The organism is Micromonospora sp. WMMD1120 (assembly GCF_029626235.1).
GTDB lineage: Bacteria > Actinomycetota > Actinomycetes > Mycobacteriales > Micromonosporaceae > Micromonospora.
In genome coordinates, this window is the sequence record NZ_JARUBO010000005.1 from 1,144,105 (window position 1) to 1,163,207 (window position 19,103).

Here is a 19,103-nt window from a genome sequence, read left to right on the forward strand (position 1 = left end):
GTCCCCGTGGCGGGACAGGGCACTCCGGCGACGGCGCTGTTGGTCAAGCGTGGCGTCGCGCACCGCACCCACCCGTATCGGGTGTCGCCGGACGCCCCGAACTACGGCGCGTTGGTGGCTGCCGCGCTCGGTGTCGCGCCGGAGCGCGTGTTCAAGACGCTGGTGACCGAGGTGGACGGCGGGCTCACAGTGGCCGTCGTGCCGGTGACCGGCGAGTTGGATCTCAAGGCGCTCGCGGCGGCGGTCGGTGGCAAGCGGGCGACGCTGGCCGACCGGGTGGTCGCCGAGCGGGCGACCGGCTACGTACGCGGAGGGATCAGCCCGCTCGGCCAGCGTCGTCGACTGCCGACGGTGCTCGACGAATCCGCGCTGGACCTTCCGACGATCTACGTCTCGGCTGGCCGGCGTGGGTTACAGCTCGAACTGGCGGCGGTCGATTTGGTGGCGCTCACCGACGCCGGCACCGCGCCGTTGCAGACCCGCTGACAACGGTCATGACGATCAACTCCTCCTGGATGGCGGGGGAGTAACACTCGCGTTGCTGAATTGTTATCGCTCCCAACAAACTTCGTACCTGGGCGGTCTTGTGGACCCGAGGCGGGGCGCAATACGTTGCCGGGCACAACAAACACACAACACCTCCCCCACCTCCGAAAGGACCCTGCACATGCGTAAGGGGCTCCTCACCATCGCCGCCGTGGGCCTGCTCGCGACCGGCGGATTGACCGCGTGTGGCGACGACGACTCCGGTTCCGGCTCCACCGGCTCCGAGAAGGCCGCCAAGATTGGCGTGATCCTCCCGGACAGCAAGTCCTCCGTCCGCTGGGAGACCGCGGACCGTCGGTTCCTGGAGGAGGCGTTCAAGGCCGCCGGCGTCCAGTACGACATCCAGAACGCCCAGAACGACAAGACCGCCTTCCAGACCATCGCCGACCAGATGATCACCAGCGGCGTCACCGTTCTGATGATCGTCAACCTGGACTCCGGCACCGGCAAGGCCGTGCTCGACAAGGCCAAGTCGCAGGGCGTCGCCACCATCGACTACGACCGGCTCACCCTGGGCGGCTCCGCCCAGTACTACGTCAGCTTCGACAACGAGACCGTCGGCAAGCTCCAGGGCGAGGGCCTGTCGAAGTGCCTGACCGAGAAGGGCGCCAAGAACCCCGTCGTGGCGTACCTGAACGGCTCCCCCACCGACAACAACGCCACCCTGTTCAAGGCCGGCTACGACTCGGTGCTCAAGCCGAAGTTCGACTCGAAGGAATACGTCAAGGGCCCCGAGGACTCGGTGCCGGCGTGGGACAACGCCCAGGCCGCGACGATCTTCGAGCAGCAGCTCACCAAGGCCAACGGCAAGATCGACGGTGTGCTGGCCGCCAACGACGGCCTCGGCAACGCCGCCATCTCGATCCTGAAGAAGAACAACCTCAACGGCAAGGTGCCGGTGACCGGCCAGGACGCCAGCACCGAGGGCCTGCAGAACATCCTCGCCGGCGACCAGTGCATGACCGTCTACAAGGCCGTGCGGGAAGAGGCGAAGGCCGCCTCCGACCTGGCCATCGCGCTCGCCAAGGGCGAGAAGAAGGACACCGGCCAGACCGTGAAGGACCCGGAGGGCAACCGCGACGTCCCCTCGGTGCTGCTCACCCCGAAGGCCATCTACAAGGAGAACGTCAAGGACGTCATCGCCGACGGCTACGTGACCAAGGAAGCGATCTGCACCGCGGCGTACGCCAAGGCCTGCGCCGACGCCGGGATCAGCTGACCGACGCCGCAGTACCCGCCGGGACGACCACCGCCGCCCGGCACGGGAGCACCCTCCCGTGCCGGGCGGCGTCCGCCGGACGGGCCCCGACCCTCCCTTAAGAAGGAGACCCCGTGTCCGCGACCCCTCTGCTGGAGCTCCGCGGGATCGACAAGAGCTTCGGTCCCGTCCAGGTGCTCCGCAACGTCGCCCTGACCGTCCACCCGGGCCAAGTGACCGCGCTGGTCGGTGACAACGGCGCCGGCAAGTCGACCCTGGTGAAGTGCATCAGCGGCATCCATCCCACCGACGCCGGCGAGTTCCTGTTCGACGGCGAACCGGTGCACATCAACAACCCCCGGGACGCCGCCGCGCTCGGCATCGAGGTCGTCTACCAGGACCTCGCGCTCTGCGACAACCTGGACATCGTGCAGAACATGTTCCTCGGTCGCGAGCGGCGCAGCGGCATCGTCCTGGACGAGCCGTCGATGGAACAGTTGGCCGCCGAGACCCTGGCCGGGCTCTCCATCCGCACCGTCACCTCGCTGCGCCAGCACGTGTCCAGCCTGTCCGGCGGTCAACGGCAGACGGTCGCCATCGCCAAGGCGGTGCTCTGGAACAGCAAGCTGGTGATCCTGGACGAGCCGACGGCAGCCCTCGGCGTGGCGCAGACCGCGCAGGTGCTCGAACTGGTCCGCCGCCTCGCCGACAACGGCCTGGCCGTGGTGCTCATCTCGCACAACATGAACGACGTCTTCGCCGTCTCCGACCAGATCGCCGCCCTGTACCTCGGCCAGATGGTCGCCCAGGTGAAGACCACCGACATCACCCACGCCCAGGTGGTCGAGCTGATCACCGCCGGGCGCTCCGGCGGGCTCGGCCTCGCCACCGAGACGGACAGCAACGGCGACGGCCCGCAGCCGGCCGAGTCGACTTCAGGAGGCCACCGATGACCACCACCGCCGTGCGCGAGGACGGCCCGGCGGCCGTCACACCGGCGCCGACCGTCGGGGGGCACGCCCGCAACTACCTGAGTCGGGTACGCGGTGGCGACGTCGGCGCGTTACCGGCCGTCCTCGGCCTGATCGTGCTCTGCACCGTCTTCGCGGTCATGCGGCCGTCGTCGTTCCTGTCCGCCGGCAACTTCGCCAACCTCTTCACCCAGGGCGCGGCGGTGACGCTGATCGCGATGGGCCTGGTCTTCGTGCTGCTGCTCGGCGAGATCGACCTCTCCGCCGGCTTCGCCAGCGGCGTCTGCGCGGCGGTGCTGGCCAACGTGGTCACCGTGCTGGGCTACCCCTGGTGGGTCGCCGTGCTCGCGGCGATCGCCACCGGCATGGTCATCGGCACCAGCCTCGGCCTGCTCGTCGCGAAGATCGGCATTCCGTCCTTCGTGGTCACCCTCGCCGGGTTCCTCGCCTTCCAGGGCATCGTGCTGCTGCTGGTGAAGGAGGGCACCAACATCTCGGTCCGCGACGAGGTGCTGGTCGCCATCGCCAACCGCAACCTCACCCCCGCCCTGGGCTGGGCGCTGACCGTCCTCGCCGTGGTCGGCTACGCGGCGGTGCAACTGCTGCGCCACCGCAACCGGGTGGCCCGCGGCCTGATCACCGACCCGATCGCCGTGGTGGCGCTGCGGATCGCCGGGCTCGCCGTCATCCTCGGCGCCGCCGTGTACGTCCTCAACCTCGAACGCAGCCGCAACGTGCTGATCAGCTCGCTCAAGGGCGTGCCGATCGTGGTGCCGATCATCGCGCTGCTGCTGATCGTCTGGACCTTCGTGCTCCAGCGCACCAGCTACGGCCGGCACATCTACGCCGTGGGCGGTAACCGGGAAGCGGCCCGCCGGGCGGGCATCGGGGTGGACCGGATCAGGATCTCGGTCTTCATGATCTGCTCGTCGATGGCCGCCGTCGGCGGCATCGTCGCGGCCAGCCGGGCCAACTCGGTCGACCCGAACACCGGTGGCAGTAACGTGCTGCTCTACGCGGTCGGCGCGGCCGTCATCGGCGGCACCAGCCTCTTCGGCGGCAAGGGCCGGGTCCTCGACGCCGTGCTCGGCGGCGCGGTGGTCGCGGTCATCGAGAACGGCATGGGCCTGATGGGGTACAGCGCGGGTGTCAAGTACGTGGTCACCGGCGTCGTGCTGCTGCTCGCCGCCAGCGTCGACGCCCTCTCCCGGCGGCGCGCGGCAGCCACCGGCACCCGCTGACCACGCGGGAGGTGGCACCACCATGCGCCCAGGTCCGAGTCAGGACGACGTCCGGCGGCAGAACCTCGGGGCACTGCTCCGGTACGTGCACGTCCACGGGGCGACCACCCGCGCCGAACTGACCACCACGCTGGGCCTCAACCGCAGCACCATCGGCGCGCTCACCGCCGACCTGTCCGCCGTGGGGCTGGTCAGCGAGGGCACCCCGAAGGAGACCGGCCGGGCCGGACGACCATCCCTCGTCGTCCGGCCCGAGTCGGCCCGGGTCTACGCGTACGCGTACTCCGTGGAGGTGGACCGCCTGCGCGCGGCCCGGATCGGGCTGGGTGGCGCGGTGCTGGATCGGCGGGTCCTGCCCAGGCCGCGCGGCCTGCTGGCCGCCGAGGCCGCCCCGCTGCTGGCCGGCGCGGTCAAGGAGATGCAGCAGACGGTGCCGGCCGACGCGATCTGCGTCGGCGCGGGCGTGGCGGTGTGCGGCATGGTGCGCCGCGACGACGGCCTGGTGCGGCTCGGCCCCACCACCGGTTGGGTGGACGAGCCGATCGCCGTCGCCCTCGCCGACGAACTGGGCATCGACGTGCCGATCACGGTGGGGAACGTGGCCGACGTCGCCGTGCTCGCCGAACACGCGCGGGGCGTGGCGGCGGGCTGCGACAACGTCCTCTACCTGTACGGCGACGTCGGCGTCGGCGCCGGCATCATCGCCGGTGGACGCCGGTTGACCGGGCACGGCGGGTACGGCGGCGAGGTCGGCCACATGAAGGTGGTCCGCGACGGCAAGCCCTGTGAGTGCGGCTCCCGGGGCTGCTGGGAGACCGAGATCGGCGAGCACGGTCTGCTGCGGGCCGCCGGACGCTCCGACGCCCGGGGGCGCGACGCGCTGCTGGAGGTCTTCGACGCGGCCGACCGGGGCGACGCCCGAGCGCAGACAGCGGTCCGCCAGGCCGGCGACTGGCTCGGCTTCGGGGTGGCCAACCTGGTGAACGTCTTCAACCCCGAGCTGGTCATCTTCGGCGGGACCATGCGCGACCTCTACCTCGCGGCGGCGGCCCAGATCCGCAGCCGGCTCAACTCCAACGCGCTCGGCGCCTGCCTGGAGCACGTCCGGCTGCGTACCCCGCTGCTCGGCGAGGACGCCGCCCTGCTCGGGGCCGCCGAGCTGGCCTTCGAACGGCTCCTCGCCGATCCCCTCGACGTCGGCTGATCCGGGTCGGCGTGCGGTGAACTGATCGCGCGTTCGGTCCGTACCAGTGGGCGGACGGGCAACCGGCAGCGTACGGGTGCCCGGTCCAGACGCGTTCCGGTCCGGACCGAGGAGGCACCACAGACATGGCACCGCTCAGATCCGCCCGTCGTCGACCGGGCACCCGGACCCACCGAGCGGCGATGCTGCTCATCGCGGTCATCGCGGGGGTCGGCGTGCTACCGGGCGTGGCCGTCGCCGCGCCGGTCGGTCAGCAGCTCAACGCCGCCGACATGACACTGCTCAACGGGGTGCGGCTGGCCGGGCTGTGGGAGATGCCCGCCGGCCAGATGGCCGCCGAGAAGGGGCAGTCCGCCAAGGTCCGGGAGATCGGCGCGGCCATCGCCGGCGAGCACCAGAGGCTCGACGAACTCGTCGTCGAGGCGGCCAACAAGCTGGGCGCGACGATCCCCAGCGAGCCGACGGCGGAGCAGAAGGGCTGGCTCAACGAGATGCAGAAGGCATCCGGGGCCCGCTTCGACCAGATCTTCGTCACCCGGCTCCGGGTCGCCCACGGCAAGATCTTCCCGGTGATCGGCGCGGTGCGGGCCAGCACCCGGGACGCCACGGTCCGCAAGCTCTGCGAGGACGCCAACGGCTTCGTGCAGCACCACATGCAGATGCTGGAGAGCACGGGCCTGGTCCGTTGGCCCGAGCTGCCACCGGCCGCGCTGCCCGCCCCCGGCAACGACGGCCTGCTGGCCGCCGCCTCCGCCAACACCGGCCCGGCGGTCGGGGTCAGCAGCACCGTCGTCTGGTTGGTCTTCCTCGCCGCGCTGGGCACCGGGGGTATCGCCACCTACCGGATGATGCGCCGCAGCTGATCACCGTCGTGGCCGGGTTGGTGGCTCGCGTCAGCGGTCGACCTGGGTGAAGTCCCAGGAGTGCGGGGCGCGGGCCACCAGCAGGGCCGGTGGGTCCGGAAGCGGGCGCGGGTTGCTGCGCCACTTGGAGATGACGACCACACGGTGGTCGGTGGACGAGAACACCTCGCTGGAGACGTGCAACGGGTCGTGCTCCAGCTCGGGCAGCGCGGTGTCGCACACCCAGGTGATCAGGTCGGCCACCCCGTACGCCTCGGCGCGCGCCTCCCACATCCGCACGATCATGCCGCTCCGCCCGTCAGACGCTGACTGTCGTCAACGGCAGCGCCGAGTCGGCCGGCAGGTCCAGTCGGCTCGGCGCAACCCCGGCGGCGACAAGGTGCGAACCGAGCGCGGCCACCATCGCGCCGTTGTCTGTGCAGAGCTTCGGCCTGGGCACCCGGACCTGGATGCCGTACTTCTCCGCCCGCTGCTCGGCGAGCGCGCGCAGCCGTGAGTTCGCCGCCACGCCCCCGCCGATGACCAGGGTCTCGATGCCCTGCGCCCGGCAGGCGGCGATCGCCTTGTTGGTCAGCACGTCGCAGACGGCCTCCTGGAAGGACGCGGCCACGTCCGCCACCGGCACCGGCTCGCCGGCACGCTGACGGGCCTCGACCCACCGGGCCACCGCCGTCTTCAACCCGGAGAACGAGAAGTCGTACCGGTGGGCGGCGAGGTCCTTCGCGGCGGTCAGGCCACGCGGGAAGGCGATCGCCTCGGCGTCGCCGGCCCGCGCCTCCCGGTCGATGGGCGGCCCGCCCGGGAACGGCAACCCGAGCAGCCGGGCGACCTTGTCGAACGCCTCACCGGCCGCGTCGTCGATGGTCGCGCCCAGCGGGGTGACACCACGGGCCAGGTCGTCGACGAGCAGCAGGGACGAGTGGCCGCCGGAGACCAGGAGCGCGACGGCGGGCTCGGGCAACGGACCGTGCTCGAGGGTGTCCACGGCGACGTGCGCGGCGAGGTGGTTGACGCCGTACACCGGCTTCTCGGCGGCGACCGCGTACCCCTTGGCGGCGGCGACGCCCACCAGCAACGCGCCGGCCAGGCCGGGCCCGGAGGTGACAGCTATCGCGTCGATGTCGGCCAGGGTGACGCCGGCCTCGGTCAGCGCCCGGTCCATGGTCGGCACGATCGCCTCCAGGTGGGCCCGGCTCGCCACCTCGGGGACCACACCTCCGAACCGGGCGTGCTCCTCGACGCTGGAGGCCAGCGCGTCGGCCAGCAGGGTGTGCCCCCGGACGATGCCGACGCCGGTCTCGTCGCAGGAGGTCTCGATACCCAGGATCAGTGGTTCGTCAGCCATTGTCGTTCGGTCCGTCCCCGGTCGGTTCGGCGTCGCGCCGCATGACCAGCGCGTCCGTGTTGCTCGGTTGGTAGTAGCCGCGGCGTACCCCGATCGGCTCGAACCCGTACGTCGCGTAGAGCCGCTGCGCCGCCGCGTTGTCCACGGCGACCTCCAGCAGGGTGCTGCGGGCGTCCCGGCGGGCCGCCTCGGCGAGCAGTTCCTCCAGCAGTGCCCGGCCGACGCCACGCCGCTGGGCGTCCCGGCGCACGGCGATGTTCTGTACCCACACCTCGTCCGGCGGGGCCCCGGCGAGTCCGGCGTAGCCGAGCACCTCGCCGTCCGCGCCGACGGCGACGCGGTAGTGGTGCCCGTTGGCCAGCTCGTTCCAGAACATCGCCGGCGACCACCGCTCGGCGCCGAAGAGGTCCGCCTCGATCGGCAGCACGTCGTCGATGTGCCACCAGCGGAAGGGGGCGAGACGTACGCCGGTCACGGCAGGACCGGTTTGTGGCCGGTCGCCGCCACCGCGTCCGGGCGGCGCAGGTAGAGCGGGGTCAGTCGCTCACCGGGCGCCCCGGCCCGGACCCGCTCGGCGGCGAGCAGCGCCAGCGCCGCGGCGTCCGGGTAGCGCGGCTCGACCCGGACCGGCAGGTCCAGGACCTCGGCGTACCGGTGCGCCCCGTCGCCGACCGCGACGCTCGCGCCCAGCTCGCGGGCCCGCGCGGCGGCCACCACCGCAGAGGACACCTCCGGCCCGACCAACCGCTGGCCAGCGCCGTCGTAGACCGCCCAGTACAGCTCCTTGCGCCGGGCGTCGCTGGCGGCCAGGACCGGCGCGCCGGACGCCGCCGGGTAGCCGATGGCGTCCAGCGAGCAGACACCGTACGTCGGGATGCCGAGCACCTGGCCCATCGTCGCGGCGGTGACAAGGCCGACCCGCAGCCCGGTGAACGGTCCCGGGCCGAGCCCGGCGACGATCGCGGTCAGGTCACGCGGGCGCGCGTCGGCGTCGGCGAGGACGGTGTCCACCTGGGGCGCGAGCAGCTCACCGTGCGCGCGCGCGTCGACGGTGCACCGGTGCGCCCGGGACGTCACGTCGTCTGCCGAGACCTCCACCAGCGCCGCGGTGACGGCGGGGGTCGAGCTGTCCACCACGAGTACGAGCACGGTAAGCCAGCCTAGCCGGCCCACCGGATGCCCCGGTCACGCCCCGCCCCGTCCCCGGCGGTACGCCGCCTCCTTACCTCGAACCGCGTCGCCGGAGCGGGCGGCGCATGCTGTGCCGAGCGGTATACCTGTGAGTCATATCTATGACTCACAGGTATACCGTTCAAAGGAGAGTGGCCGACCCCACGGGAAGCTCCGGCACGACGCGAACCGGCACGACGCGCCCCGGTCACTTCGGCGGATACGTCCGGGATCGGCCTCAGCGGTACCCGCTTCGGCTCGGCGTGGCCCATCATGCGGTGATGCCTCCCACACGCCTCGTCACCCTGCTCGGCAAAGCGGTCCGACAACAGCGCCATCTGCGTGAGATGACCCAGGGTCAGTTGGCCGAAGCCGCCGGACTCAGCCAGGCGGCGGTGGCCCGGATCGAGAACGGTGACCGCGCGCCGAGCATCGCCGCCCTGGAGGCGCTGCTCGCCGCCATGGACGTGCAGCTGGTGGTCGGGGTGGAACCCTTGGACGCCCACCTCGACGCCCGGATCGACGAGCTGGCCGCCCGGCCGATCGGCGATCGGGTCAGCGAGCTTGGCCTGGACCGGCTGCTGGATCGGCTCCCCGACCTGCCGCAGGTGATCACCGGGAGCACAGCCGCCCTGTTGCAGGGCGCGCCGGTGCCGGTCGACGCGCTGCAGATCGCGGTGCGGTGGCAGGACTCGACAGTGTTCAGCCGCTGGCTGGACAAGAACCTCGGCCAGCGGTGGGACGCCCGCTGGGGAGTGTTCGGCGGCATCTGGTTGGAGCCCGAGGAGCCGGGCGAGCACCGCTGGCTGACCCGACACGGCGAGATCAGGGCCGTCATGTGCGACGAGTTGCCCGAGACGATCGAGGTGCGCCACGGTGACCGGACATACCGCGTCGTGCCGCTCGTCGAGCTGGAACTGATCGAGCCGCACGCTGGCGAGCTGTTGCGGCGCTACCGGGACCGGCGGCTCGCCAGCGACGGCTGAGCTGGACGAGCCCGTCAGCCGGCGGTGCGCTCCCACTCGATGGTGGGCAGGCCGACGTCGGCGAGCGCCTTGTTGGCCGCGCTGAACGGCCGGCTGCCGAGGAAGCCGCGCGGGTTCATCGGGCTGGGGTGACCGGCCTCCAGGACCACGTGCTGCGGGTTGGTGACCAGTGCGGCCTTCTTGCGGGCGTAGCCACCCCAGAGCAGGAAGACCACCCGCTCCGGCGCGGCGTCCAGCGCGCGGATTGTCGCGTCGGTGAAGTCTTCCCAGCCGGCGTTGGCGTGCGAGCCCGGGGTGGCCTGGCGGACCGTCAACACCGAGTTGAGCAGCAGAACGCCCTGGGCGGCCCAGCCGTCGAGGTTGCCACTGCGCGGCTTGGGCACACCCACGTCCTCGCCCAGCTCCTTGAAGACGTTGCGCAACGACGGCGGCACCGGCACACCCTCGCGGACGCTGAAGCTCAACCCGTGCGCCTGCCCGGCGCGGTGGTAGGGGTCCTGACCGAGGATCAGCACCCGGGTGCGCTGCGGCGGGCAGAGTCGGTAGGCCGAGAACAGGTCCTCCACCGGCGGGAAGACGGTCTGCGTCGCGTATTCCCGGGCGACGAACTCGGCCAGCGCGGCGGTGCGCGCCGGGTCGAGGTGCGGCGTGAGCACCGCACGCCACTGCTCGGGCAGCAGGGCCAACAGATCCAGGGCGGGGGCGTCGTCGGGCATCAGGAACCTCTCACAGCGCGGGTCGGTCCCCCGCACTCTAGGCACCCGGTACGACAGCGTCCCGGCTAGCCCAGGTCGGCGAGCCGCCTCGCCCAGTCGCCACCGACCGGGTCCAGCTCGACGACGCGGGTGTCGTCGTCGTGGCGGTCGATGCGGACCCGCAGGTGCGCGTCGACAAGCTGCTCCACCAGGCCCTCACCCCACTCGACAACCGTCACGGAGTCGTCCACCGAGGCGTCCAGGTCCAGGTCGTCGATCTCCGCGCGCGGGTCGGTGGCGGCCCCGAGGCGGTACGCGTCGGCGTGCACCAGCGCGACCCGACCACCCCGCTCCGGATCGGGGCGGTGCACCCGGGCGATCACGAAGGTGGGGGACGTGATGTCCCCGACGACACCGAGCCCGGCGCCGATGCCCTGGGTGAGCGCGGTCTTGCCGGCGCCCAGCGGACCGGTCAACAGCACCAGGTCGCCGGCGCGCAACAGCCCGGCCAGCCGGGCGCCGAAGTCGCGGGTGTCCTCGACGGTCGGCAGCTTGACGACGTGACTCACCGTTCCTCCACGCTCTGCAATGACTCCAGGAACCGCACCAGCGCGGCGTTGACCTCGTCCGCGTGCTCCAACATCACCACGTGACCGCTGTCCTTGATCTTGACGAACTCGGCGTGCGGCAGCCGCCGGACGATCTCCTCTGAGTGGGTGACCGGAGTGATCATGTCCTTGTCGCCGACCACCACCAACACCGGCGTCGCCGCCAGCGCCGCGAGCGCCGGGAAACGCGAGTGGGTGGCGAGGGTCCGCAGGTAACGGGTCACCGTGTCGGCGGACGTCCGGGAGTTCATCATCTCCACGAACGACACCAGCGAAGGACTCGGCTTGCGGGTGCCGAAGCCGTACCTGCGGGTCAGCAGCCAGGCCACGTTCGACGTCGACCGGCGGGCCTTGTCGATCACCGGACCGCCGTACCGGGTGGCGTTGCTGACCATGTAGAGCACCGGGCCGCCGACCCGCCCGAGCAGCGCGGGCGCGACCAGCTTCGTCTCCGCGACGAGCCCGCCCGAGGTGGCCATCAGGACGGTGCCCACCACCCGGTCACCGAACAGCTCCGGGAACAGCTCGGCGAACGCCATGATGGTCATGCCGCCCATCGAGTGCCCGACCAGCACCAGCGGTCCGTCCGGGGCGGTGCGGTCGATCACCTGGCGCAGCGTGCGGCCGAGCACCGCGAGGTCGTACTCCCCGGTCTCCAGTCGGCCGGAACGACCGTGTCCGGGCTGGTCGTACGCCACGACGCGGTAGTCACCACGGGCGGTGAGCAACTGCCGCTGGAAGTGGAACGTCCCCATGTCCAGACAGAAGCCGTGCACCAGGACCACAGTCGGATGACCCGGCACGGGGTTGGTGGGCTCGACCACCTCGACGTGGATGTCGGTGCCGTCCGGCAGCTCCAGTCGGAACGCCTCGTCGTACCGCTGCCCGTCGAACGTCTCGTGCGCGTAGCGGTCGGCCGGGTCGGCCTTGAGCCGGCGGACCAGGGTCCGTTCGGTCGCGACGCCGGCCGCCAGGCCGGCCGCGGCGACCCCCACCGCCGCGCCGACGATCCCGGCGACGCGCCCGGCGGCCGTGCGGGGTCGTGGGATGCGGTAGCTCATGGCCGCTCACCGTCGTAGACCCGGGGCACCCGGGTGCTGCCGAACCGGGTGACGATCTCGTAGTTGATGGTGCCGACCGCCTCGGCCCAGTCGTCCGCCGTCGGCTCGCCGTCCGCGCCGCTGCCGAAGAGCGTCGCCACGTCGCCGTCGGCCACCGGGTCGTCGCCGCAGTCGAGCACGAACTGGTCCATGCAGACCCGGCCCGAGATGGTCCGGCGGACGCCGCCGAGCTGCACCGGCCCGGTGTTGGAGGCGTGCCGGGGAACCCCGTCGGCGTAGCCGAGCGGCACCACCGCCAGGTTCGCTGCGGTCTCGGTGGTGTAGGTGTGCCCGTAGGACACGCCGGTGCCGGCCGGCACCCGCTTGGTCAGCATCACCCGGGCGCGGGCGGTCATCGCCGGTCGCAGCCCGTACGTCTCGCCGGCGACCGGGGAGAGCCCGTAGACCGCCAGGCCGGGACGGACCAGGTCGAAGTGGGTGTCCGGGCGGGTCAGCGTGGCCGCCGAGTTGGCGAGGTGCCGCCAACGCGGTCGCAGCCCGGCCCGCTCGACCATGGCCAGCCCTTCGTGGAAGACCGCCAACTGACGGTCGATGGTGGGGTGGCCGGGCAGGTCCGCGTACACGAAGTGGCTCCACACGCCGACCACCTCGACGAGACCGTCGGCCTGGGCCTTCGCGGCGGCCTCCAGCAGCGCCGGCCAGTCCGCGACCGTCGCACCGCCCCGGGAGAGCCCGGTATCGATCTTGAGGTGCAGGCTGGCGGGACGCCCGGCGAGTCGGCTCGCCTCGATCATCTCGTCGAGCTGCGAGAGGCTGGCGGCGCTCAGGTCCACCCCGGCGCCGACCCCCTCGTGCAGGGGCAGCCCGGGCGCGAGCAGCCAGGCCAGCACGGGCGCGGTCACACCGGCCCGGCGCAGGGTCAGCGCCTCGTCGAGGGTGCAGACGCCGAGCCAGTCCGCCCCGGCGTCGAGCGCCGCGCGGGCGGCCGGAAGCATGCCGTGGCCGTACCCGTCGCCCTTCACCACCGCCATCAGCTCGGCGGTGGTGGAGGAGCGGAGCCTGCCCACGTTCTCGCGGATCGCATCAAGATCGACACGTACCTCGGCCTGCCACATACGCCCAGCCTACTTTCCGCCGTGATCACCGGGGCGGCGACGCACGTGCCCCGACGCCGCGCCGGCCGGAGAGGGACGATCAGCCCAGCCGGGCGAGGACCGGGCGCAGCGCCGTGGCCACGTCGGGCGCGATCACCGGCCCGCCGCGGTCCGCCTCCCGGCCGGCCAGTCCGTGCAGGTACGCGGCCGCGGCGGCGGCCCGGTCGGCGGGCAGCCCGGCCGCGAGCAGCGAGCCGAGCAACCCGGCCAGCACGTCGCCGGTGCCACCGGTGGCCAGCGCCGGGGTTCCGGTCGGGTTGACGAACGCCCGGCCGTCCGGCGTGCCGATGATCGTACGGTCGCCCTTGAGCAGCACCACGGCGTTCATCCAGGCGGCCAGCCGCAGCGCCGCGCCGACCCGGTCGGCGCCCGGCTCCTCGCCGCAGAGCCGCGCGTACTCCCGGTCGTGCGGGGTGACCACGATCGGCGCGTCCCGGCCCCGCAGCCGGTCGGCGAGCGAGCCGTCCACCAGCAGGGTCAACGCGTCGGCGTCGAGCACCACGGGCACCGGGGCGGCCAGCACGGCACGCAGCTCGGCCGCCGCGTCCGCGCCGGTGCCCAGCCCGGAGCCGCAGACCCAGGCCTGCACCCGGCCCGCCTCGGCGACCCGCCCGCTGGCGATCACCGAGGGATGCTGGTGCAGCACCTCGGCGCGGGCGCTGCCGGCGTACCGGACCAGGCCGGTCGGCCCGGCCAGCGCGCCCCCCACGGAGAGCACCGCCGCGCCCGGGTAGGTCGCCGAGCCGGTCGCCACCCCCACCACGCCCCGGGTGTACTTCTCCGAGGACGGACCCAACCGCGGCCACCAGTGGACCAGGTCGGACCACTCGGTGACCCGCAACGCCGGTGATCCCCGCAGCCACGGCCGCAGCCCGATGTCGACGAGCTCCACCTCCCCGGCCAGCGCGGCGGCCGGCCCGACCACCAGGGCCGGTTTCAGCGCGCCGAAGGCGACCGTCACGTCGGCGCGGACCGCTGTGGGTCGCCCGGACGCGGACAGCGGCACGTGGCCGGTGTCCACCGCGACACCGCTGGGCACGTCGACCGCCAGCACCGTGGCCCGTACGCCGTCGCGACCACGCAGCTCGCCGAGGCGTTGGACCACGTCGTCCGCGTTCGCCCGTAGCCCTCCGGTGCCGCCGATGCCGACGATGCCGTCGAGGACCAGGTCGACCGGGCCGGTCGGAGCCGGCACCAGCCGGCCGCCGGCGGCGCGCAGCGCGGCCAGCCCGGCGGCGTGCGCCCGGCCGGGGGTGAGCAGCAGGGCCGACACCTGGACGCCGCGACGGGCCAGCCGCTCCCCCGCGTACAGCGCGTCGCCACCGTTGTCACCCGACCCCACCAGCAGCAGCACCCGGCCCCCGTAGACCCCGCCCCGCTCGGCGAGCAGCAGCGCGGCACGACGGGCCAGCCCGGCGGCGGCCCGCTGCATCAGCGTCCCCTCCGGCAGCGTGCCCATCAGCCCCGCCTCGGCCGCCCGTACGTCGGCCACCCGCCACACCGCTCTCATGCCACCGTGTCCCATCCCGTCCACGGAAGGGCCGGACCGACCCTCCCGGTCGACCTCATCGTTCCGCGACCACCATCGCCGACGCGATCCCGCCGTCGTGCGACAGCGACAGATGCCAGTGGTTGACCCCGCGGGCGTCGGCCACCGCCGCGACCGTGCCGGAGACGGCCAGCCAGGGGCGACCGTCCGGATCGGGGACGACCTCGCAGTCGTGCCAGTTGAGCCCGGCCGGGGCGCCGAGCGCCTTGGCCACCGCCTCCTTCGCGGCGAACCGGGCGGCGAGCGACTCCGGCGAGCGCGGACCCCCGCTGCGGGTGCGTCGCTCGGCCTCGGTGAAGAGCCGGTCGGCCAGCAGCGGCGTCCGTGCCAGGGCCCGGGCGAACCGGTCGACCAGGACCACGTCGATGCCGACAGCGACGATCACCACACCACCCTACCGGCGGTCGGGGCCGCAGATTAGCCGTCCGGTCCGCGCTGGGCAACGCCTGTGGACAGCCCGGGGTACGCCTCGACGCCGGCTGTCCACAGGGCACCTCCCGGCGTCCGGCACACGCCTAGCGTCACCGGTGTCGATGCCGATCGTCCACGGGGGTGTGGTCATGACCGACGAGTCGTTCGCCGTCCAGCCGGAGGAGTTGCGCGGGGTCGCCGCGGCGCTCGACGACGAGGCGCACCAACTGGCGCGGGGCCTCGCAGGGCTGCCCGGCCTGGTCGTGGCGGCGCCGCAGTGGCGCGCCGGGGCGGCCCTGGTCGGGCTGGAGGCCGCCGGGCACGCCTGGTTCTGCCGATTGGGCGCCGGGGTCGCCACGGCCTCCGCCGGGGTGCGTGCGGCCGCCGAGGCGTACGAGTCGGTGGACGACCGGGTCGCCGACCGGTTCACCGCCCTGCCCCGGTGAGCGGCGTCGGTTACCGGCAGTTGTGGGCAGCCGATCCGGGCGGGTGGCGGGCCGCCGGGGTGGCCTGGGCGGGGCTCACCACGCCGGTCGAGCGGCGTGCCGAGGGTCTGCGCGGGGCCGCCGATCGACTGCGGGTCGGCTGGTCCGGCGCGGCGGCCTCGGCGGCGGATGCCCGGCTCGCCGCGCACCGTGCCGAACTGCTGTCGATCGCACCGGCGCTGATCGAGGCCGACCAGGTGCTGGCCGACCTGTCGGTCCGCCTGACCGTGGCGAAGGCACAGCTCACCGAGGCGGTCGCCCAGGCGGACGCGGCCGGCCTGCTGGTCGACCGTTCGGGCGCGGTGCACGTCGACAGCGCCCGGGGCGGGGCGACCGAGCGCAGCGGCGTGGCGGCGGCGCGGGTCGCCGCGAGCCTGCGGGGCGCGTTGGAAGTGGCGGCCGCCGCCGACCGGGTCGCCGCCGACCGGTTGGACGAGCTGGCCAGGGCCGCTGGCGCCGGCTGGGTGTCGCCGCCCCCACCGGGGCGGCCCGCCCCGGGAGCACCGCCGGCGCTGGTGCGGGCCTGGTGGTCTGGGCTGACACCGGCACAGCGACGCTGGCTGATCGGGCACGAGCCGGCAGTGGTCGGCCGACTGGACGGGGTGCCGGTGGCCGCCCGGGACCAGGCCAACCGGCTGCGGCTCGGTGGCTGGCGGGCGGAGCTGCTGGCCGAGCGGCGGCGGTTGTTGGCCCGGGTGCCGCCGGGGCCGCTCACGGTGCTCCGGCTGCGCGCCCTGGCGGCACGGCTGGCCGGCCTGGACGCGCTGGCCGGGCGGTTGACGGCCGGCGGGGCGCCGCGGGCGTACCTGCTCGGCGTGGACACCGCCGGCGAGGGCCGGGCGGTGGTGACGCTCGGCGATCCCGACCACGCCGAGCGGGTGCTGACCTACGTGCCGGGGATGACAGCGGGTCTGGACGACGCCCCCGGCGAGCTGGGCCGGGCGGCCCGGGTCCTGGACCGGTGCGCCGCGCTCGCCCCGACCGAGCGCAGCGCGGCGGTCCTGTGGTTGGACTACGACGCTCCGGATTTCCTCACCGAGGCGACCTCGGCCGACCAGGCCCGGGACGCCGGCCCGGCGTTGCACCGCTTTCAGGAGGGGCTGCGGGCCAGCCACGAGGGGCCGCCGGCCCGGCAGACGGTGCTGGGGCACAGCTACGGGTCGCTGGTGGTCGGTGTGACGGCCCGGGAGCACGGGCTGGCCGCCGACGCGCTGGTCTTCGTCGGCTCACCGGGTGTCGGGGTGTCGCGCGCCGCCGAGCTGGGCGTGCCACCGGCCGAGGTGTGGGCGAGCAGCGCCCCGGACGACGTGATCCGCGCCGCCCGTCCAGCCGACGAGCTGGGCCGGCGGGCGCTGCTCGGCGCGGTGCCGCTGGCCGCCGTGCTGGGCTGGCCCGACCGGACGGGACACGAGCTGTGGTTCGGCCACGACCCGTCGGACCCGGGGTTCGGCGGACGGGTCTTCGGTAGCGGCCGTGGTGGCCACACCGGTTACTGGGACCCGGGCAATCCCGCGCTGGACGGGATGGCCCGGGTCGTGCTGGGGCGCTGAGGGGCCCTACTCGACGGTGACCGACTTGGCCAGGTTGCGGGGCTGGTCCACGTCGTGCCCCCGGGCCGCGGCGATCTCGGCGGCGAACACCTGCAACGGCACCGTGGTGACGAGGGGAGCCAGCAGTGTCGGCGTCCTCGGCACGTAGATCAGGTGGTCGGCGTACCGGACGACGGCCTCGTCGCCCTCCTCCGCGATCACGATGGTCCGCGCGCCGCGCGCCCGGACCTCCTGGATGTTGGAGACGACCTTGTCGTGCAGCATGCCCCGGCCCACCGGCGACGGCACCACACAGATCACCGGGGTGCCCTTGTCGATCAGGGCGATCGGGCCGTGCTTCAGCTCGCCGGCGGCGAAGCCCTCGGCGTGCATGTACGCCAGCTCCTTGAGCTTCAGCGCGCCCTCCAGGGCCACCGGGTAGCCGACGTGCCGCCCGATGAACAGCACCGTCGGCTCGGACTTCAGGTCCCGGGCCAGCTCGCGGACGGGCTGGATCCGGTCCAGCAGCTCACGCAGCTTGGCCGGCATCTCCTGCAACTGCGACACCACGGCGCCGACCTCGTCGGCGAACTTGATCCCGCGCACCTGGGCCAGGTGCAGCCCGATCAGATAGCAGGCGACGACCTGGGTGAGGAACGCCTTGGTGGAGGCGACGGCGATCTCCGGCCCGCCGTGCGTGTAGAGCACGGCGTCCGACTCGCGGGGGATGGTCGAGCCGTTGGTGTTGCAGACGGCCAGCACCCGGGCCTTCTGCTCCTTGGCGTGGCGCAGCGCCATCAGGGTGTCCATCGTCTCGCCGGACTGCGAGATCACCACGATCAGCGTGGACCGGTCGAGCACCGGGTCGCGGTAGCGGAATTCGCTGGCCAGCTCCACCTCGCAGGGGATGCGGGTCCAGTGCTCGATGGCGTACTTGGCGACCAACCCGGCGTGGTAGGCGGTGCCGCAGGCCACGATGAAGATCTTGTCCACGTCGCGCAGGTCCTGGTCGCTGAGACGGACCTCGTCGAGCGCGATCTCACCGCTCTCGGTGAGCCGACCGAGCAGCGTGTCGGCGATGGCCTGCGGCTGCTCCTCGATCTCCTTGAGCATGAACCAGTCGTAGCCGCCCTTCTCGGCCGCCGAGGAGTCCCAGTCGATGTGGAAGTCCTTGCCGGCGGCGGGCTGGCCCTCGAAGTCGGTGATCTCGATGCTGTCACCGGTGATCAGCACGATCTGGTCCTGGCCCAGCTCGACGGCTTCCCGGGTGTGCTCGATGAAGGCGGCCACGTCGCTGGCCAGGTAGTTCTCCCCGTCGCCCCGGCCGACCACGAGCGGCGAGTTGCGGCGGGCACCGACGACGGCGCCGGGCACCGCGGCGTCCACGGCGAGCAGGGTGAACGCGCCCTCCAGCCGCTGGCAGACCACCCGCATGCCGGCGGCGAGCAGCTGCGGGCCGTCCGGCTGCCCGGCGGCGCGCAGGTCGGCCAGCGCGGCGGCGAGCAGGTGCGCGGCGCACTCGGTGTCGGTGTCGCTGTGGAACTGGACGCCGTCGTCCTCCAGCTCGGCGCGGAGCTTGGCGAAGTTCTCGATGATGCCGTTGTGGATGACCGCCACCCGACCGTCACCGGCGACGTGCGGGTGGGCGTTGCGGTCGGTCGGGCCACCGTGGGTCGCCCACCGGGTGTGCCCGATCCCCGTGGTGCCGTCGCCGATGCCGATCGGGCTGGCCGCGCAGGAGGTCGGGTCGTCGGCGGCCCGCTCGGACAGCACCTTCTCCAGGTTGGCGAGCTTGCCGGCCTTCTTCTCGGTCAGCAGCTGGTCGTCGCAGACGACGGCGACACCCGCCGAGTCGTAGCCGCGGTATTCCAGCCGCCGCAACCCGTCGAGGACGATGCCGAGCGCGGGGCGCTGGCCCGCGTATCCCACGATTCCACACATGGCCCGCAGCCTAACCCAGTTTCACTCACCATGGTTGCTCGAAAGGCGGGTTATCAATCACGGAATCTGAGCGATCAGGGGTTGTCGGGTCGCAACGGGACGAGCGTCACAGCGGGTCGCGTCCCGCCTCCGGTGCGCCAGAGGTG

At 73.0% G+C, this 19,103-nt stretch carries 20 protein-coding genes; 9 read left to right on the forward strand and 11 right to left on the reverse strand.

Annotated features, from left to right (window positions below; genetic code table 11):
* Window positions 1-6 precede the first annotated feature (6 nt).
* The 6 genes from ybaK (at window position 7) to O7634_RS05425 (ending at window position 6,023) form a co-directional block, all read left to right on the forward strand.
* The gene (ybaK, locus tag O7634_RS05400) at window positions 7-486 is read left to right on the forward strand and encodes a Cys-tRNA(Pro) deacylase (protein WP_278149062.1); all 480 of its coding nucleotides are present in this window, start codon (window positions 7-9) and stop codon (window positions 484-486) included.
* A 181-nt stretch (window positions 487-667) separates the two neighbouring features.
* Window positions 668-1,765, forward strand: a complete 1,098-nt coding sequence (locus tag O7634_RS05405) for a substrate-binding domain-containing protein (RefSeq protein ID WP_278149063.1) — start codon at window positions 668-670, stop codon at window positions 1,763-1,765.
* A gap of 113 nt (window positions 1,766-1,878) precedes the next feature.
* Window positions 1,879-2,697: an ATP-binding cassette domain-containing protein gene (locus O7634_RS05410; protein ID WP_278149064.1), complete on the forward strand. Its 819-nt coding sequence runs from the start codon at window positions 1,879-1,881 to the stop codon at window positions 2,695-2,697.
* Complete coding sequence (locus O7634_RS05415; protein ID WP_278149065.1) at window positions 2,694-3,956, forward strand: ABC transporter permease; 1,263 nt, start codon at window positions 2,694-2,696, stop codon at window positions 3,954-3,956. Before O7634_RS05410 ends, O7634_RS05415 begins: the two co-directional genes overlap by 4 nt.
* Window positions 3,957-3,978: 22 nt before the next feature.
* On the forward strand, window positions 3,979-5,160 hold the full coding sequence (locus O7634_RS05420; protein ID WP_278149066.1) for an ROK family protein: 1,182 nt from the start codon (window positions 3,979-3,981) through the stop codon (window positions 5,158-5,160).
* Window positions 5,161-5,285: 125 nt separating this feature from the next.
* Window positions 5,286-6,023, forward strand: a complete 738-nt coding sequence (locus tag O7634_RS05425; protein WP_278149067.1) for a DUF4142 domain-containing protein — start codon at window positions 5,286-5,288, stop codon at window positions 6,021-6,023.
* Window positions 6,024-6,053: 30 nt separating this feature from the next.
* Here O7634_RS05425 and O7634_RS05430 read toward each other — a convergent pair whose 3' ends face one another.
* The 4 genes from O7634_RS05430 to tsaB are packed head-to-tail and all read right to left on the reverse strand — an operon-like array spanning window position 6,054 to window position 8,517.
* Entirely contained in the window at window positions 6,054-6,308 is a 255-nt protein-coding gene (locus O7634_RS05430; RefSeq protein ID WP_053660576.1) for a hypothetical protein, read from the reverse strand.
* A gap of 13 nt (window positions 6,309-6,321) precedes the next feature.
* A complete protein-coding gene (gene tsaD / locus O7634_RS05435; RefSeq protein ID WP_278149068.1) occupies window positions 6,322-7,368 on the reverse strand; it encodes a tRNA (adenosine(37)-N6)-threonylcarbamoyltransferase complex transferase subunit TsaD in 1,047 nt (348 codons plus the stop codon).
* Window positions 7,361-7,843, reverse strand: coding sequence for a ribosomal protein S18-alanine N-acetyltransferase (gene rimI, locus O7634_RS05440; protein WP_278149069.1), 483 nt, complete (start codon window positions 7,841-7,843; stop codon window positions 7,361-7,363). The genes tsaD and rimI overlap by 8 nt, the downstream gene beginning before the upstream one ends.
* Complete coding sequence (tsaB, locus tag O7634_RS05445; protein WP_278149070.1) at window positions 7,840-8,517, reverse strand: tRNA (adenosine(37)-N6)-threonylcarbamoyltransferase complex dimerization subunit type 1 TsaB; 678 nt, start codon at window positions 8,515-8,517, stop codon at window positions 7,840-7,842. Before tsaB ends, rimI begins: the two co-directional genes overlap by 4 nt.
* Before the next feature lie 302 nt (window positions 8,518-8,819).
* Here tsaB and O7634_RS05450 point away from each other — a divergent pair, with 302 nt between their 5' ends.
* Window positions 8,820-9,524 (forward strand): helix-turn-helix transcriptional regulator, encoded by a 705-nt coding sequence (locus O7634_RS05450; protein ID WP_278149071.1) that lies wholly within the window; start codon window positions 8,820-8,822, stop codon window positions 9,522-9,524.
* Between the two features lie 14 nt (window positions 9,525-9,538).
* Here O7634_RS05450 and ung read toward each other — a convergent pair whose 3' ends face one another.
* The 6 genes from ung to O7634_RS05480 form a co-directional block, all read right to left on the reverse strand.
* Window positions 9,539-10,240 (reverse strand): uracil-DNA glycosylase, encoded by a 702-nt coding sequence (ung, locus tag O7634_RS05455; protein ID WP_278149072.1) that lies wholly within the window; start codon window positions 10,238-10,240, stop codon window positions 9,539-9,541.
* Window positions 10,241-10,305: 65 nt separating this feature from the next.
* Window positions 10,306-10,788, reverse strand: coding sequence for a tRNA (adenosine(37)-N6)-threonylcarbamoyltransferase complex ATPase subunit type 1 TsaE (gene tsaE / locus O7634_RS05460; RefSeq protein ID WP_278149073.1), 483 nt, complete (start codon window positions 10,786-10,788; stop codon window positions 10,306-10,308).
* The gene (locus tag O7634_RS05465; RefSeq protein WP_278149074.1) at window positions 10,785-11,888 is read right to left on the reverse strand and encodes an alpha/beta hydrolase; all 1,104 of its coding nucleotides are present in this window, start codon (window positions 11,886-11,888) and stop codon (window positions 10,785-10,787) included. The genes tsaE and O7634_RS05465 overlap by 4 nt, the downstream gene beginning before the upstream one ends.
* Window positions 11,885-13,003: an alanine racemase gene (gene alr, locus O7634_RS05470; RefSeq protein WP_278149075.1), complete on the reverse strand. Its 1,119-nt coding sequence runs from the start codon at window positions 13,001-13,003 to the stop codon at window positions 11,885-11,887. Before alr ends, O7634_RS05465 begins: the two co-directional genes overlap by 4 nt.
* A 79-nt stretch (window positions 13,004-13,082) precedes the next feature.
* Window positions 13,083-14,552 (reverse strand): NAD(P)H-hydrate dehydratase, encoded by a 1,470-nt coding sequence (locus tag O7634_RS05475; RefSeq protein ID WP_278149076.1) that lies wholly within the window; start codon window positions 14,550-14,552, stop codon window positions 13,083-13,085.
* Between the two features lie 55 nt (window positions 14,553-14,607).
* Entirely contained in the window at window positions 14,608-14,976 is a 369-nt protein-coding gene (locus O7634_RS05480) for a holo-ACP synthase (protein WP_278149077.1), read from the reverse strand.
* A 175-nt stretch (window positions 14,977-15,151) separates the two neighbouring features.
* On the opposite strand from O7634_RS05480, the gene O7634_RS05485 reads away from it, so the two are divergent.
* Window positions 15,152-15,448, forward strand: coding sequence for a hypothetical protein (locus O7634_RS05485; RefSeq protein ID WP_278149078.1), 297 nt, complete (start codon window positions 15,152-15,154; stop codon window positions 15,446-15,448).
* Window positions 15,445-17,037, forward strand: a complete 1,593-nt coding sequence (locus O7634_RS05490) for an alpha/beta hydrolase (protein ID WP_278149079.1) — start codon at window positions 15,445-15,447, stop codon at window positions 17,035-17,037. The genes O7634_RS05485 and O7634_RS05490 overlap by 4 nt, the downstream gene beginning before the upstream one ends.
* A gap of 6 nt (window positions 17,038-17,043) precedes the next feature.
* Here the strand turns inward: O7634_RS05490 and glmS are convergent, their stop codons facing one another.
* On the reverse strand, window positions 17,044-18,957 hold the full coding sequence (glmS, locus tag O7634_RS05495; RefSeq protein WP_278149080.1) for a glutamine--fructose-6-phosphate transaminase (isomerizing): 1,914 nt from the start codon (window positions 18,955-18,957) through the stop codon (window positions 17,044-17,046).
* Window positions 18,958-19,103: the final 146 nt, after the last annotated feature.